The 15,228-nt window shown below is 62.9% G+C and carries 14 protein-coding genes; 7 read left to right on the top strand and 7 right to left on the bottom strand.

The window, feature by feature from the left end:
- Positions 1–32 precede the first annotated feature (32 nt).
- Positions 33–2,474 (bottom strand): TonB-dependent receptor, encoded by a 2,442-nt coding sequence (locus F4Y72_08015; protein MXZ28239.1) that lies wholly within the window; start codon positions 2,472–2,474, stop codon positions 33–35.
- Here F4Y72_08015 and F4Y72_08010 point away from each other — a divergent pair.
- The gene (locus F4Y72_08010) at positions 2,430–3,344 is read left to right on the top strand and encodes a GntR family transcriptional regulator (protein MXZ28238.1); all 915 of its coding nucleotides are present in this window, start codon (positions 2,430–2,432) and stop codon (positions 3,342–3,344) included. The two genes, F4Y72_08015 and F4Y72_08010, sit on opposite strands and share 45 nt — an antisense overlap.
- Here the strand turns inward: F4Y72_08010 and F4Y72_08005 are convergent.
- The 3 genes from F4Y72_08005 to F4Y72_07995 are packed head-to-tail and all read right to left on the bottom strand — an operon-like array spanning position 3,341 to position 6,259.
- The gene (locus tag F4Y72_08005; GenBank protein ID MXZ28237.1) at positions 3,341–4,840 is read right to left on the bottom strand and encodes a tripartite tricarboxylate transporter permease; all 1,500 of its coding nucleotides are present in this window, start codon (positions 4,838–4,840) and stop codon (positions 3,341–3,343) included. The two genes, F4Y72_08010 and F4Y72_08005, sit on opposite strands and share 4 nt — an antisense overlap.
- Positions 4,840–5,289, bottom strand: coding sequence for a tripartite tricarboxylate transporter TctB family protein (locus F4Y72_08000; GenBank protein MXZ28236.1), 450 nt, complete (start codon positions 5,287–5,289; stop codon positions 4,840–4,842). Before F4Y72_08000 ends, F4Y72_08005 begins: the two co-directional genes overlap by 1 nt.
- A gap of 19 nt (positions 5,290–5,308) precedes the next feature.
- Positions 5,309–6,259, bottom strand: a complete 951-nt coding sequence (locus F4Y72_07995; GenBank protein MXZ28235.1) for a tripartite tricarboxylate transporter substrate binding protein — start codon at positions 6,257–6,259, stop codon at positions 5,309–5,311.
- Between the two features lie 137 nt (positions 6,260–6,396).
- Between F4Y72_07995 and F4Y72_07990 the strand changes: the two genes are divergently transcribed.
- From F4Y72_07990 to F4Y72_07965, 6 genes are read left to right on the top strand one after another with little or no spacing between them, the layout of a single operon-like run.
- Complete coding sequence (locus F4Y72_07990) at positions 6,397–7,461, top strand: isocitrate/isopropylmalate dehydrogenase family protein (GenBank protein MXZ28234.1); 1,065 nt, start codon at positions 6,397–6,399, stop codon at positions 7,459–7,461.
- 16 nt (positions 7,462–7,477) lie between these two features.
- On the top strand, positions 7,478–8,140 hold the full coding sequence (locus tag F4Y72_07985; GenBank protein MXZ28233.1) for an arylsulfatase: 663 nt from the start codon (positions 7,478–7,480) through the stop codon (positions 8,138–8,140).
- Between the two features lie 11 nt (positions 8,141–8,151).
- On the top strand, positions 8,152–9,426 hold the full coding sequence (locus F4Y72_07980; GenBank protein MXZ28232.1) for a four-carbon acid sugar kinase family protein: 1,275 nt from the start codon (positions 8,152–8,154) through the stop codon (positions 9,424–9,426).
- Between the two features lie 4 nt (positions 9,427–9,430).
- Positions 9,431–10,063, top strand: a complete 633-nt coding sequence (locus tag F4Y72_07975) for an aldolase (GenBank protein MXZ28231.1) — start codon at positions 9,431–9,433, stop codon at positions 10,061–10,063.
- A 1-nt stretch (position 10,064) separates the two neighbouring features.
- Complete coding sequence (locus F4Y72_07970; protein MXZ28230.1) at positions 10,065–11,648, top strand: hypothetical protein; 1,584 nt, start codon at positions 10,065–10,067, stop codon at positions 11,646–11,648.
- Positions 11,645–12,460: a phytanoyl-CoA dioxygenase family protein gene (locus tag F4Y72_07965; protein ID MXZ28229.1), complete on the top strand. Its 816-nt coding sequence runs from the start codon at positions 11,645–11,647 to the stop codon at positions 12,458–12,460. Before F4Y72_07970 ends, F4Y72_07965 begins: the two co-directional genes overlap by 4 nt.
- Before the next feature lie 25 nt (positions 12,461–12,485).
- On the opposite strand, the gene F4Y72_07960 is transcribed toward F4Y72_07965, so the two are convergent.
- From F4Y72_07960 to F4Y72_07950, 3 genes are read right to left on the bottom strand one after another with little or no spacing between them, the layout of a single operon-like run.
- Positions 12,486–13,859 carry a hypothetical protein gene (locus F4Y72_07960; GenBank protein ID MXZ28228.1) on the bottom strand — a complete coding sequence of 458 codons (1,374 nt, stop codon included), beginning with the start codon at positions 13,857–13,859 and terminating at the stop codon, positions 12,486–12,488.
- A 13-nt stretch (positions 13,860–13,872) separates the two neighbouring features.
- Positions 13,873–14,727 carry an ABC transporter ATP-binding protein gene (locus F4Y72_07955; protein ID MXZ28227.1) on the bottom strand — a complete coding sequence of 285 codons (855 nt, stop codon included), beginning with the start codon at positions 14,725–14,727 and terminating at the stop codon, positions 13,873–13,875.
- Positions 14,697–15,164: a GntR family transcriptional regulator gene (locus tag F4Y72_07950; GenBank protein ID MXZ28226.1), complete on the bottom strand. Its 468-nt coding sequence runs from the start codon at positions 15,162–15,164 to the stop codon at positions 14,697–14,699. The genes F4Y72_07955 and F4Y72_07950 overlap by 31 nt, the downstream gene beginning before the upstream one ends.
- Positions 15,165–15,228 lie beyond the last annotated feature (64 nt).

The following is a 15,228-nucleotide window of genomic DNA, read 5'->3' as shown; positions in this document are numbered from 1 at the left end:
CATCGCCGTATCCGCCGTTTACGAATGGCGCCTCAGAACTGGGCGGTGGCCCGCAGTCCCCACTCCGCCGGTCGGCCCCGCTGGCGCCAGTTGGCGCCCACGACCCGGCTGTTCACGAAGCCGTTCATGGCGTAGACCTCGTCGGTCACGTTGCGGCCGAAGGCCGTGATCGACCAGCGGTCGAATTCGTAGGTGGCGCTCACATTCAAGAGACCATAGGAATCCTCGCCGTCGCGCTCATCGACTGCGCCGGTTGCGTCCCACAGCAATTCGTCGCGCCAGGAGTAGTCGGCTCGCAGCCGCAGCTCGTGGCCGTTCGCCAGCGGCGCGGAATAAATCGCCGACAGCGAGTACGAGAGCTCCGGCGCGAACGGGAGCGCTTCGCCGACCACCAGCAGCACGTCGCCGCGGAATTCGTCGACAACGTCCTCGTTGTACTGCGTATCGAGGAACCCGACGCTGGCCTGAATGACGAACCTGTCGCTCGCGAGCGCCGAAAGCTCGGCCTCGAATCCGCTGGCCTCGGCGCTGCCGGCATTGAAGAATGTGCGGACCTGGGATCCGCTGTTCGGATCGAACAGCGTGGTGCGGACATGGAGGTCCTCGTAATCCATGAAGAAGGCCGCCAGATTGGCACGAACGCGGCCGTCCGCCCAGTCCGCCTTCATACCCACTTCGTACGACCAGAGCGTCTCTTCGTTGAACGGGAGCAGGAAATTGTTGCCCTGGCTGTCCCGGAGAACGGTGTCGCCGATCCCTCCCGACTTGAACGCCTGCGCGGCGGTGACATACAGCATGGTCGCGTCGTTTAGGTCGTACTCAAGAGAAACCCGGGGCGACGTATTGGACCAGTCGCCCTTTGCCGATGCGCTGACGGTAGCCGGCCTGGTGCTGCGCCCGCGGGTCGACGAACTGGCTTGCGACTTCTCCTCGTTCATGTAACGAAGGCCGAGCGTCACCCGCGCGCGTTCGGTCAAGGAATAAGTGCCGCTGGCGTAGAACGCGTAGCTGTCGAGATCCTGCTGAATCGAGTTGCCCGTGTTGTAATCCCGAATGCGGGGCACGATCCCGACAAACGGAATGGCCGAATTCGAGTTGCCGGCCGCCGCACCGAAATCCAGCTCGTCGCGCAGGTAGTAGACGCCGGTCGTCAGGTTCAGCCGGTCCTGCATGTAAACGCCATTCAACTGAAATTCCTGGCTGAACGCCTCGCCGTCCAGCCAGCGCCGGTTGTTCGACACCTCCAGGACCGAACCGTCGGCGTCGAAGCCATCCGAAGTTTCGTAAGTCTTGAACGAGGTAAGCGAAACAATCGTTGTGGCGCCGAATTCGAATTCCAGCCGGCTGGTGACGGACTCCTGGTCGGTCTTGTTGCGCGCCAGCGGGTCGGTGGCATTGGAACTGAATGGATCGGTGGCTATGGATGATGCTTCGTAGCGCGGACCCGGAATATGGCCGCCGTCCACCAGCGCGTTGTATTGCGCCGGAAGCCGCGCGTTCGGGTTGACCCAGGCGTGGTAAATCGGCGATCCGTTGGAGTCCGTGCTCATCTGGTCGGCGCTCAGCAACCAGGTCGCCGTATCCGAGAGGTTCCAGAGTGCGGCAATGCGAAAACCCGTATTGGACTGACTACCGAAGTCCTTGTCGTTCGGTGTTTCTATGTAGCCGTCGGCATTTCGGGAAACGGCCGACAACTGGATAGCAAGCTGATCCTGGATCAGGGGAATATTCACCGAGGCCCTGCCATCGACCCGGCTGTAACTGCCGAGAGTAACGGAAACTTCACCGCCCGTTTCGGCCGTGCTCGGACGTTTCGAGATCACGTTGATCGCGCCGCCCAGCGCATTCTTGCCGTACAGGGTCCCCTGCGGTCCGCGCAGCACTTCGATGCGCTCGACGTCGAGCAGGTCGAAAAGGCCGCCCCAGACGTTGGTCCGGTAGATTCCGTCCACATAGGTACCCACGCCCTGGTCGAGATTGACGCGGTTGGAGGTCTGCCCGATTCCCCGAATGAAAACGATGGCGTTCTGCGAGCCGGTGCCCGACGTTCCGATCTGCAGATTGGGCGTTGACTCCGCGATGCTGAACAGGTTGCTGATCGTACGATCCGCGAGCTCCTCGCTCGTGAATGCCGTTACGGCGACGGGAACGTCCTGAAGACTTTGTTCGCGTTTCTGGGCCGTGACGATGATTTCCTCCAGCTCCGCCTGGGCCGACGCGGTCTGGACCAAGGCCAATCCCAGGAGCAGGGCGCCGACGGCGCCGAACAGCCTCAAAATTCTCGAATGACGCATGATTTTGTCCCCAAAAGCGTTTTGGATTATTCTAATCCAAAATCCAATCCTGAAACAACATCGGGGAATTGGTAAACTGAACTTTGTATTACTTAGCCAATCGGCGCAATTCATGACCAATACCAGGATGCCCGCATGGCCGAACTGAGAAACGGGGATCTCGCGCGCAGGACGGCGCACGAGATCCTGGTCATGATCCAGTCCGGCGACATCAAGCCAGGAGACCACCTCCGATCGCAGTTGCTGGCCGACAAGTTCGGCGTTTCCCGATCGCCGGTGCGCGACGCCATGCAGTTGCTGTCCGACAAGGGTGTTCTCGAGCAGCGCAGGAACCGCGGCTTTTTCGCGAGCGACAAATGGCCCGGCCGGATCGAGAAGCTGGTGGAGGCGTCGACGCAAAACCTCGAGGACCGGGACGTCTATCGACGGATCGCCGAGGACTGGCTTGCCGACGCGATCGACGAAGAGGTGACGGAGCTTTTCCTGCAGACGCGCTACGACCTGACCAAGGCCGAGCTGAAGGACATCCTGCTGCGCGCCACGCGGGAAGGCTGGGCGGAACGCAAGAAGGGATACGGCTGGCGGTTCCTTCCGGTGGCCAAGACGCCGCAGGCGTTCGAGCAGATCTACCGCCTACGCATGACGATCGAACCCGCCGCGATACTCGAGCCCACGTTTACCCCCGACCGCAAACGATTGACGGAACTGCGCGACGACCAGGAACGACTATTGGAGACCGACGTCGAGAAGCTGCGCCTGGAACGGCTTCTGAACACCGGCTCCGACTTTCACGAGAGTCTCATCCAACTGTCCGGCAACCCCTTCTTCCACATGTCGCTGGTCCGGGCCAACCGCATGCGCCGGCTTCTCGAGTACCGGGCGAAACTGGACGCGGACAGACTCTATTCGCAGTGCAGGCAGCACATCGAGATCATCGACCTTCTGGCCGAGGGCGAACTCATCGAAGCGTCCTATGCGTTGAAGAAGCACCTGCAGGGAGCGCTCGCGAAGAAGACCGCCTCGCGCCGCCCCGACCTCGTCGACTTCTAGCGGAGCGCGCGCAGGCGGACTACGGCGGCGGCCACGAAGATCGCTACCACTACGGCGGTCAATGCCAGCGAGATCGGCCGGGTAATGAAGATCCCGAGGCTTCCGTCGCCGATCAGCAGAGACTGAAGGAAAGCATTCTCCGCCATGCCTCCGAGCACGACGGCAAGAACCGTGGCCGCCGGCGAATAACCGAAGCGCTTCATGCCGAAACCCAGCAGCCCCGTCGCGAGCAGGATCCACGTTTCGATCATGCTCGAATGAAGCGCGAACGTTCCGACAATACACAGCGTCACGATCACGGGCACGACCAGGCGATAGGGCACGTCGAGAAACTTGATGAACAGCGGAATGGCCACCACGCTCATCAGCACCAGCATCAGGTTGCCCAGGTACATGCTGCCGATCAGACCCCAGACGAATTCCGGGTTATCGACGATGAGCATCGGTCCCGGCTGCAGGCCCCACATCAGCAGGGCGCCGAGCAGGACCGCCGTGGCTCCCGAGCCCGGGATTCCGAGAGAAATCAGCGGCACCATCGCCCCCGCGGAGGCCGCATTGTTGGCCGCCTCCGGGGCCACCAGTCCGCGGATGTCGCCTTTGCCGAATTCGCCGGGGTCCCTGGCCACTCTCTTCTCGACCGAATAGGCAAGAATCGAACCTATCGTCGCCCCGGAGCCCGGCAGCACGCCGGCGATGAAACCGATCAGCGACCCGCGCGCGAACGTCAAGCGCGAAATCCGGAAGTCCCCGGCCCGCGGCCAGAACGCCCTGGAAAATATCGTCACGCTGATGCGTTTCGCGGGCTTTTTGTGCTCGCCTGTGTAGATGCAATTCAGGAGCTCGCCGATCCCGAACAGCCCGATGGCCACCGGAACGAAGTAGATGCCGTCTATCAGTTCCGGCGAACCGAACGTGAACCGCTGCGCGCCGCTGATGACGTCCACGCCGACGGTTGATATGGCGAACCCCAAAAGCGCGGAGATGATGCCCTTGAGCAGGCTGTCGCCCATCAGCGTGGCCAGCAGCAGCAGCCCCAGGAAAACGATGAGGAAGTACTCCGAAGGGCCGAATGACGCGGCGAAACTCGAGAGTGCGGGCGCGAATGCGCATATCAGGACGACGCCGACCGCGCCCCCGACAAAAGAGGCGACCGCCTGCATCACGAGCGCCGGTCCGGCCCGGCCGGCCTGCGCCAGAGGATAGCCGTCGAGGGTGGAGGCCACGGTGGCGGACTCGCCCGGCGTGTTGATCAGAATCGAAGTGATGGTCCCGCCGTACATGGCCCCGTAGTAGATGCCGGCCAGCAGGATGATCCCCGCGGTGGGGTCCAGCCCCAGGGTCATCGGAATCAGGATCGCGATTCCGGCGGCAGGCCCGAATCCGGGAAACAGGCCGACCAGCATTCCCACGCACACGCCCACAACGAGGAAGACCAGGTTCTCGAGCGACAAGGCCAGGGCGAGGCCCGACGCAAGATTGGCAAAGAGGTCTTCCATCAGTACAAGGGCGCCAGCACGCCCTGCGGAAGTCCGGCCTGCAACACGACTTCGAACAACAGGTAGACCGCGGCCGAGAAGGCCACAGCGTAGACGGCGTTGAACCAGCCCCGGACGCGATTGAACCGATACAGGTAAAGGAAGGTAAACGCGAGTATCGTCAACAGGCTGCCGGCGTACGGCAGCAATGCAAGGAAAAGGGCGATCAGTCCCGTTACTTCGGCGACGTCGCGCCAGAGTGGCTGAAGCGCCGTCGCCGCTTCCCGTTGCCTGCGATACTCGCGGATAGCGTTGGCGGCGGTCGTGGCAATCAGCAGGACGCCCACGATCGCGGGGAAGAAACCCGGGCCAAGGCGGTCCGCCCTGTCGAGCAGGTCCAGTGAATACAGTGCGTATCCCGTATACGACAGGGAAAACGCAAGCAGGGCCATCGAAAAGAGAAAACGCATCGCGGACCCGGGCGCCTGGTCAGTGGATAGAGCCGAACGAATTCAGGATGCGGCGATATTCCGAGTCCGTCCGGCCAAGATAGTCCCCGAAGTCGTCCCCCCAGAGCACGGCGCCCGACAGCCCCCTGGTTTCCAGGTAGTTCTGCCATTCCGGGGTGGCGACGACCTTCTTGAGCACGGCAATCCACCAGTCCCGGACGTCGGCCGGAACGCCGGCGGGCATGACGATGCCGCGCGGCACCGCGAATTCGACCTCGTAGCCCTGCTCGACGAAGGTCGGAACCTCCGGATAGACCGTGCTCCGGGAATCCGCCGAGTACGCAAGCACTCTGAAGTTGCCGGCGGCGACCTGGCCCATGACCTCCGATGGATTCGAGACGAGGGCGTGGAGACTGGCGGACGTGAGGCCGGTCAGCAGCCCCGATCCGTTCTGAAACGGAACGTAGGTGAATTCGATTCCGGCCGATTCGGCGAGCAGACCCGCAACGACCCGGTCCGGTCCGGTCGCCCCGTTGCCGCCGATCTTCATGTCGGACTGCCTGGCGCGAGTGACGAACTCGTCCATCGAGACAAACGGAGAGTCGGTGCGCACGACCAGGAACATCGCGTCGAGGGCAAGCAGCGCGATCGGCGTGAAATCGCGCCAGGTCCAGCTGGTTTCCGACACGATGGGCGTGGTCAGGAAGCTGCCGCTGGTCGATGTAATGACATAGGCGTTCCCGGCCTGTCGCGCTACGCGTCCGTATCCGATCGCGCCGCTGCCGCCGGGGCGATTCTCCACCCGAATGTGCTGGTCGCCGTACAATTTGTACTGCCTGATGATGTCAACGACGGTGCGCGACATCAGGTCGTTGCCGCCACCGGGACCGAACGCAACCGTATAGGTCAATGGCCTGGCCGGGTACTCGGAGTCCGCGCCGGCATCGGCCCACGCGCACGCCAGGGCAAGGATCAGTGCGAGGCGGTACATGTCCAATCGATTATGGGTTTTTGCACGACAAAATACACAACTGTCCCAGAAATTCCTTCTCTTGGCACCGATATTGCATTTTGTCACACATTTAGCCAATATGTAACGCTTCGTCACGGCCAACGGCGCGAATCACTATGAATTTCCTGGTATTACCTTGCGACGGCATCGGACCGGAAATCATGGAAGCTTCGATGACGGTGCTCCGCGCACTGGACCGCAAATTCGGGCTGGAACTGGAATACGAGTATGACGAAGTCGGCTTTGCGAGTCTTGAAAAACATGGGACGACCCTGCGGGACGAGGTGCTGGAAAAGGCGGGGAATTGCGACGGCGTCATCCTCGGAACCCAGTCGCATGCCGACTATCCGCCTCCCGAGAAAGGCGGGCGAAACGTGTCCGCCGGATTCAGGGTCGGGCTGGACCTCTACGCCAATATCCGGCCCGCACGCACGCGGCCGTTTCTCCCTTCCAATCTCGCTGACGGCAAGACCATGGACCTCGTGATCATGCGCGAGGCAACCGAGGGCTTCTACCCGGACCGCAACATGACGCGGGGCTGGGGCGAAGTCATGCCGAGTCCGGACATGGCCTTGTCGACACGCAAGATCACGCGCCACTGCAGCGAGCGCATTGCCCGCCAGGCGTTTGCATGGGCGATGAAGCGCAGGAAGAAGGTCACGGCGATCCACAAGGCCAACAGTTTTCACATGACCGACGGCCTGTTTCTCGAGGCGGTCCGCGACGTCGGCCGGGAATTCCCGGAAGTGGAACTCGAGGAGCTTCTGGTCGATGCGGCGGCGGCTCACCTGGTGCGTACTCCGGAGTCGTTCGATGTGCTGGTCACCACCAATTTCTACGGCGACATTCTGAGTGACCTTACCAGCGAACTGTCCGGCAGCCTCGGACTCGCGGGATCGGTCATGGCCAGCGATACGCTGTGCTGCGCCCAGGCGCAGCACGGGTCCGCACCGGACATCGCCGGCAGGAATATCGCCAACCCCGCGTCGATGATGCTCTCGATTGCGATGCTGCTGTCCTGGATCGGCGAGCATCGCGACCGGCCGAAGTATCTTGAAGCGGGAGCGGTCATGACAGCCGCCGTGGACAAGGCGCTGGAAGACCCGAATACCAGGACAAGAGATCTCGGCGGCGGCGCATCGACCGCCGCCTTCTCGGAGGCAGTCACAAACGTGATCTGAGCCAGAGCGCCGCACCATGGACCCTCGGCGAATCACCGTCATTCACGCGACCGAAGCGTCGATGGCGCCCGTTACCGATGCGTTCGACCGGAACTGGAGCGAGGCCGAGCTGACCCATATCCTCGACGACGGCCTGTCGCGGGACCGGCAGCGCCAGCCGCAGCTGACGGACGACCTTCGCCGGAGAATTCACAGGCTCGCGGCCTATGCCGCCGACTGCGGCGCCGAGGCGGTGCTCTTCGCCTGCTCGGCGTTCGGCGACGCGATCGAGGCGGCGGCGCGGCGGCTGGCCATTCCCGTTCTCAAGCCGAACGAAGCGATGTTTCGCGCCGCGCTGGACTGCGGCGACGAACTGGCGCTGCTCGTCACCTTCGAGCCGGCGGGTCCGGCGATGGCCGCCGAGTTCGGGGAACTGGCGAACCGCGCGCAACCCTCGGCGCGCCTGACGACCGTTTACGTTCCCGGTGCGCTCGACACCTTGCGGCGCGGCGACGAATCGAAGCACAACTCGCTGATTGCGGCCGCCGCCGGCCGGGTATCGGGCGCCGACGCCATCATGCTGGGCCAGTTCTCCATGGCCTGTGCGAACGCGGATTGCGAAAGCGCCGCCAGCGTTCCGGTCTTCACCAGCCCGGACGCGGCCGTCGGGCAGCTTCGCTCTCTCCTCCACGGTAACTGAGGCGACGCGACATGCTGCTCGGAGTCATCGCCGACGATTTCACCGGCGCCAGCGATATCGCCAACGCCATCTCGCGCGGCATGACTGGCGACGACGGACTGGCGGCGACGATTTACCTGGGCGTGCCGGAAGGCGCCGATACGCGGGCGGTCGATGCCGGCGTCGTGGCGCTGAAGAGCCGATCGATACCGGCGGGCCGTGCCGTCGGCGAATCGTTGCGGGCCCTCGAATGGCTTCTGTCGCAGGGCGCAAGCCAGATTTTCTTCAAGTATTGCTCCACCTTCGATTCAACCCCGCAGGGCAATATCGGCCCGGTCGGCGAAGCGCTCGCCGACGCCCTGGGCGTCAAGGGCGTCGTGGCCTGCCCCGCTTTCCCCGAGAACGGCCGCACGGTGTACCAGGGCCACCTGTTCGTCCAGGACCGGTTTCTCAACGAGTCCGGGATGGAAAACCACCCGCTCAACCCGATGACGGACCCGGACATCCGGCGCTGGCTTCGCGCCCAGACTCAGGCGCCCGTGGGCCACTTGCCCCTGGACACCATTCGCAAGGGACCGGCGGAGGCGTCGCGGGCCCTGGACGAATGCGCCAATTCCGGCAACGTGCTGGTCATCGCCGACGCAATCGAAGACGGCGATCTCGCGATACTCGGCGATGCCGTCAAACAGGCGCCCCTGGTCACGGGAGGTTCCGCCATAGCGGCCGCCCTGCCCCGCAACTTTCCGGACAGCGCGCGTAGCCCGGGGGCCATGGACGCCGCGGGTGCGGTCAATGGACCGGGCGTGGTGCTGGCCGGAAGTTGCTCGAACGCCACGCGCATGCAGGTCGAAAACCATGCCGGGGAACACCCGTCCATCGCCATCGACGTTGCCGCCGTGATGGAGGGCCGCTTTGCGGCTGCCGAACTTTTTGCGTCGCTTGAGCGATACCGCGGCAGATCGCCGGTGGCCTATTCGAGCGACGCGCCGGACAGCGTGTCCCGGCTCCAGAATCGGTACGGCGTGGAAAGCATCGCCGCGAAGCTGGACGATCTGTTCGGGAGTACGGCGCTTATGCTCAGACAGGCAGGCTTCGAACGCATCGTGGTGGCCGGCGGCGAGACATCGGGCGCGGTGATCGACGCACTGGCCCCGGCGCGGCTCGCGGTGGGCCGGGAAATCGACCCGGGCGTGCCGGCCTTGTACTCGCCGGATGCGGGCGATGGCTATGCGATTGCCTTGAAGTCGGGCAATTTCGGGGCGCCGGACTTTTTCGAGAAGGCCCTGGCCGTAATGGCGGGACAATAGCGCCATGAATCCTGAAAACAGGCTGCGGGACGAAATCGCCCGGCTCGGCCGGTCGCTGTTCGAGCGCGGGCTGACGTCCGGCAGCACCGGAAACTTGTCCGCGCGCCTGGACGGCGGCTACCTTGTGACGCCCACCGACACCAGCCTGGGCTTTCTCGACCCGGCCAGGCTGTCGCGGCTCGATTCCCAAGGCAACTGGATCGACGGCGACAAGCCGACCAAGGAAGGATTCCTGCACCTTTCGATGTATCGCGCTGACGCGGACAGGCAAGCCGTCGCCCACCTGCATTCGACCTACTCCGTGTGCCTGTCCTGTCTTCGCGATCTGGATACCGAGGACATGCTTCCGCCGATTACTCCCTACGTGCTGATGAAGGTCGGCCGGGTGGCGAGGGTCCCGTTCTTCCCGCCCGGCGACGAAGCGCTGGGCCCGGTCATCGAAGAAAAGGCCCGGACCCATTCCGGAATCATCATCGCCAATCACGGGCCGGTCGTAGCCGCCCGGTCGCTGCGGGCCGCCGTGTTCGGCATCGAGGAAGTGGAAGAAAGCGCGAAACTGGCTTTCCTCCTGCGCAACGAGGACGTCGAATTCATTCCCGAGGATTATCGGCAGACCCTGCTGAAATCGGGGAAGTAGCGTGGACCGCAGGGAATTTCTTCACAAGGCGGGCCTGTTCTCCGCTGCGGCGTGGGTCGGGATGCCGGCCGCTGCCGATTCGCAATGGTCAGAAGGCCGGATCAGGCACCTGATTCCGCTATCGAACCACGATAGCATTCGGATCAAGGCGTCGTTTGCCGAACCGCAGTCCGGGCCGCATCTGAAGATCAGCTCTACGACGTTTCCGAGCCGGCAACGTGACAGCCAGGGTCGCTTCTGGTCGTTCCATGCGACTGGGCTGGAAAGCGACACGGAGTACGAGTTGGAACTGCAAACCGGCGGAGGCGGCCGATTGGCGGAAAGCTGGCCGCTGCGAACCGCGCCCGCCCCGGATGCGTCGAAGGAGCACCTGCGGGTGCTGCTCTACACCTGCGCGGGCGGTCCGGACAACGCGCAATGGCTGAGCGGGGAATGGCGATTCCTGCCGGTCGCCACCCGCCGGAGACTCCTGCGACGGGCGCTGGACTTCAGGCCCGATATCGCGATCGGTATCGGCGATCAAACCTATTTCGACCAGTGGATTTCGCCCCGCAAGCGCGGCGGGCAGCACGCGGCGAACCGCGAGCGAATCTACGGCCGGTACGGAAAATTCGACCGCGACAGGCCGCTATACGGATCGAACAACGAGATCGTGCTGACCCGGTGCCTGGACGAACAGATCGCGAGCCTCTACGGAACCGACTTTCGCTCGATTCCGCTCATCCTGACTCAGGATGACCACGATTATTTCGAGAACGACGAGGGAACGGACGAATTCGTGACCTTTCCGCCCGGCAACTTCAGCGCCCGTCTCGGACGGGCGCAGCAGAGCCTGTATTTCCCGGAGTTCCTGCCTGACCCCGATCGCCCGGTCCACCTCGCCGGTTCGCATGCCGACGGCATCAGCGAATCGTACGGGTCCTGCCGCTGGGGGCAGCTGGCCGAGTTCCTGCTCTACGACTGCCGCCGGTTCATGTCCCTTGCCGGACCGTCGGCAAGATTCGTCGAAGAGGACGCCGAACGATGGATCACGGCCCGCACCCGGGATGAGACGGCCGTTCGCCACCTCGTGCACGTTCCATCCACTCCTTTCGGCTGGACGGCGGGCAAGTGGGGCGAGTGGTACCCGGATGTTCTGCAGCCGGACGGCAGCCTCGGAGTGGAGCAAGCCAAACCGTATTGGCAATCGGGATGGTTCAGTCAGCACCAGCGGCTGCTGTCGGCGATCGGTGGACAGAAATCGAGGCTGCCGATGGTCGTGTCGGGCGATTTGCATGCGGTCGCGGCCGGCCGAATACTCGAGAGCGGCGGGATGGGCCTTGGCTCGCCCGTCAACGTCTTTCTCTCCGGTTCGATCGGTACGGGGAACGGTTGGCCCAGCGCCGCCCGCGGGGTCGGCGCGTCGCCGCCCGATAATGTGCTGACGCACGAACACATGGAGCCGGTGGAAAGAAACGGCTTCACGATCCTGGATATCGATCCCGACGGACTGACGGTCCGGCAGTTCGCATGGGACCGTGCTCTGGGCATTGAAGCCATCGACACCCTTGACCCCCTTTCGGAACTGCGACTGGATTGGAAATGATGGAAATGAATCTGAGCTCCAAAGACATCGAAGCGTTTCACGCGGATGGAGTCGTACCCTTGCGCGGCGTCGTGGACGCGGAGTGGCGGCGAGTCATTGCCGACGCCATCGAGGCCGACATCGCGAACCCGGCGCCCTACTTTCACGGCTATGAGCCGGAGGACGGGAAGGGACGCTTTCACGGCAACCTGCGCACCTGGGAATTCCACGACGGCTTCCGGCGTTTCTGTTTCGAATCGCCCCTTCCGCGCATCGCCGCGCGGATCCTCGACTGCAGCCGGATCAACCTGCTCTACGACCAGCTCTTCGTCAAGGAACCCGGCACGGCCAATCGCACCCGCTGGCACAACGACCAGCCCTACTGGCCCGTCACCGGCTACCAGATCCTGTCGTTCTGGGTGGCCCTCGATCCCACCACCGCCGAGACCGGCGCGCTCGAGTTCGTGCGCGGCTCCCACCGCTGGGGGCGGTTCTACCAGCCGGAGGTGTTCGGGCGGGCCAACGTCGAAAAATATGAAAGGAACCCGGACTACGTAACGGTGCCCGATATCGAATCGGCGAGGGACGACTACGACATCGTCAGCTTCGATCTCGAACCCGGGGACGTGTACGCCTTCCATGCGCTGGTGCTGCACGGCGCCGGCGGCAACACCAGTGACCAGGTCCGCCGGCGCGGCTACACGGCCCGGTATACGGGCGACGACGTCATCTATTCCAGCCACCCCGGCACCAACCGTGCGTTGCGCAACAGCCTGCTCACGGACGGCGACCGTCTCGACAGCGACCAGTACCCGCTGGTCTGGAAAGCCTGACAGCCGCGCGAAGCAGTTGGGGGGTTCAGGGGAAATAGCCGTGCTCTTCCGCCGGGTCGAGCGGCCAGCGGGTTCGGTATGCGCGGGATGAGTTCATGAGCACTTCCCTTACCAGTATCCAGGTCAACACGATCCCGGTGACGCCTACGGCAGCCGCCGGCAACTCCAGGTAATCGGCGAAAAAGAACAGTGAAACCGCAATCCACAACCCTGTTGCCGCAAATGCCGGAACGATCATCCAAGCCTGCTTCGAGAAAGTCGCTTCAGGAGTCAGGTGCAAGTAACCAGGGACAAGAATGCAACTCGCGATTCCCGCAGCACCCATGCTGAACAGAAAAACGGGAACAACGGAATGACTGCCGTAAAACTGTAACGCCAGGAAAGCGGTCATCAGGCAAGACAACAGCATGGCCAGGGCCACCATGACAGTCAGCCGAATACTGATCTGGTTTGCGCTCAGGGGCAGGGTCCTCAAGACCCTGAGACAGGAGAGTTTCGTTGCCAGGAATGCGCCAAGCAGCAATAGATTTGTGGCCGGAAAGACGCGCAGGAGGAATATCTCCATCTCAGCAGCAGGAAAATCCGACAACAGTTCCAGCATCTTCCAGGGAAGAAAAAACATAAGGTTAAGGAGAAATGCTGCACCGGCGCTGTAGAGGAAAAAATGCACTGCAAACAGCCGGAATCCAGTCAAGCCGCTTCCTATTCGAATGCGCCTTTTTTCTTGCCGAATTGCGGGCCGCGCATCGGCCACGGTGTTTGAGTCCGCCCGGCATACCGAGTAGAGCCGACTCAGTGCCAGTAGCGACAGGACCACCCCCAAGAGCAGAAGCAGTATCGGATACCGGACCCCGGTCTGTTCCAGGTCAATCCAGCGAAGCGTCGCGAACGGGATGGCCAGAAAAGCGACATATCCGAGAATGGCAAGGAAACCGGCTTTCGCCCGCCTCCGGCTTCTGTAAGTCCAGAATCCGGCGCCCGATGAGGCGGCGGCGAGAAACCAGCAGGAACAGCCGGCGAAAGGCAGGGCCAGACCGGTAAGCGCGGTGCCCCAGGAAAGAGAATCCACTGGGGATAGAAGCGCATACAACACGCTGAGAACCCAGACCAGGATCGCTGGAGCGATCACTCTTCGCCACCAGATCACAATCATTCGGACCCTTGCCGACACCGGCAACAGAGCCGTGGCCCGCCCCCACGCAAGAGAACATTCCCTGCCCAGCAAGCTGCCGACAAGCGGCGCATAGAAAAACAAACCCGCCAGGATCCAAGAAAAAATACTCGTTTCGTGGAGGTCCGAATTCCGGGCCATGCCGCCCAGGGGCAGCACGAGAAGTGCCACGTACCCCATGACACCAAGCGGCAGGCGTAAAAGACTCAGTTCGACCGGGCGATTCATCACAGGCCAACCATCATTCGACCAGCGCGGTGAAAAGTTCTTCGAGGGTCACCGGCTTAACGGAAATTCCCTTGGCGCCGCAGCCGGCGAGGGACTCGCGGTATTCGTCCGCCGACTCGGTAAGTACACGCTGCCTGTCGCCGTCGCGTTCGATGACACGTGCGCCGGGCGGCGGGGCGCCGTCCAGCGAAAAGCTGACCTGGCGGTGGGTCTCCAGCAGGTGATCGGTGCGGCCCTCCAGCAACAGCCTGCCTTCGTGAATGACGCCGATATGGTCGGTAAACCGCTCGAGATCGGTGAGGTTATGCGACGAAATCAGGACCGTGTGGTTCTGGTCACGCATCAATGCGAGCAGTTCGGCGAACAGGTCTTTCTTCGACAGCGGGTCCAGCCCGATGGTGGGTTCGTCCATGATGAGGACCCGCGGGCGGCGCGCGAGCGCCAGGACCAACCCGAGTTTTATGTTGTTACCCAGCGACAGCGTCGCGATCTTCGCGTCCGGGTCGATCCTGAAGCGCTTGAGCAGATCGTCGCAATAGTCCTGGTCCCAATCGGGGTAAAAGGCGCCGATAAACCGGACGGCGCGCCGCACGTATTTCCACGGCACATAGCTGGTCTGCGGGCTCACGTAGGCCGCGGCCTGCTTCATGGCGACTTCATCCTTCATGTGGTCGCACCCGAGGACCCGGATTTCACCGGCCTGGGGCAATCCCAGACCGAAGATGAGATCCAACGTGGTCGTCTTTCCGGCGCCGTTGGGGCCCACCAGGCCGTAGATGGCGCCGGAGGGCACGCTGAGGTCCAGAGGGCCCAGTTGGAAGCCCGGAAAGCTCTTGCTCAGGCCGCGGATTTCGATGGCGTTTTGCATTCTTCTTCCTCGGAGAGGGTTTCGCTTGTAATTCGGTTGACGAAGGACCTGGCCTGTCGTGGATTCAGGCCCGATTCGGTTGCTTCCTGAACGGCGGAACGAATCAACGCCTCCGCACTCCGGCGCTTGGCTTCACGGCTGCGCTTGCGTCCGTCGGTCGCGACAAACGTCCCCAGGCCCTGGCGCCGAAAAATGATTCCTTCGCGCTCCAGCTCCTCATAGGCGCGGCGAACCGTGATGATGCTGACCAATAGTTTCTCCGCAAGCAGGCGGAAGGAGGGGAGCGGAGTGCCGCCGGGTAGCCGACCTTCCCCGATCTCGCGCTTGAAGCCGTTGACTATCTGCTGATACAGCGCGCCCGATGCGGCGGGCGAAATCGGACCGATCCGGTGGGCGACGTCGTTCGGCACACTCATTCTGGTGTGTATATTTAACATATACAGTTGGACGAAGCAAGGCGATCGACGTCCGCCGCCTAAACGCGTTTCTTTGCTATCGCCC

The sequence above is a fragment of the Gammaproteobacteria bacterium genome (genome assembly GCA_009838035.1).
Lineage (GTDB): Bacteria > Pseudomonadota > Gammaproteobacteria > Steroidobacterales > Foliamicaceae > Foliamicus.
The sequence above is the reverse complement of the archived record's forward strand: the minus strand, read 5'-3'. Positions and strand labels throughout refer to the sequence as shown.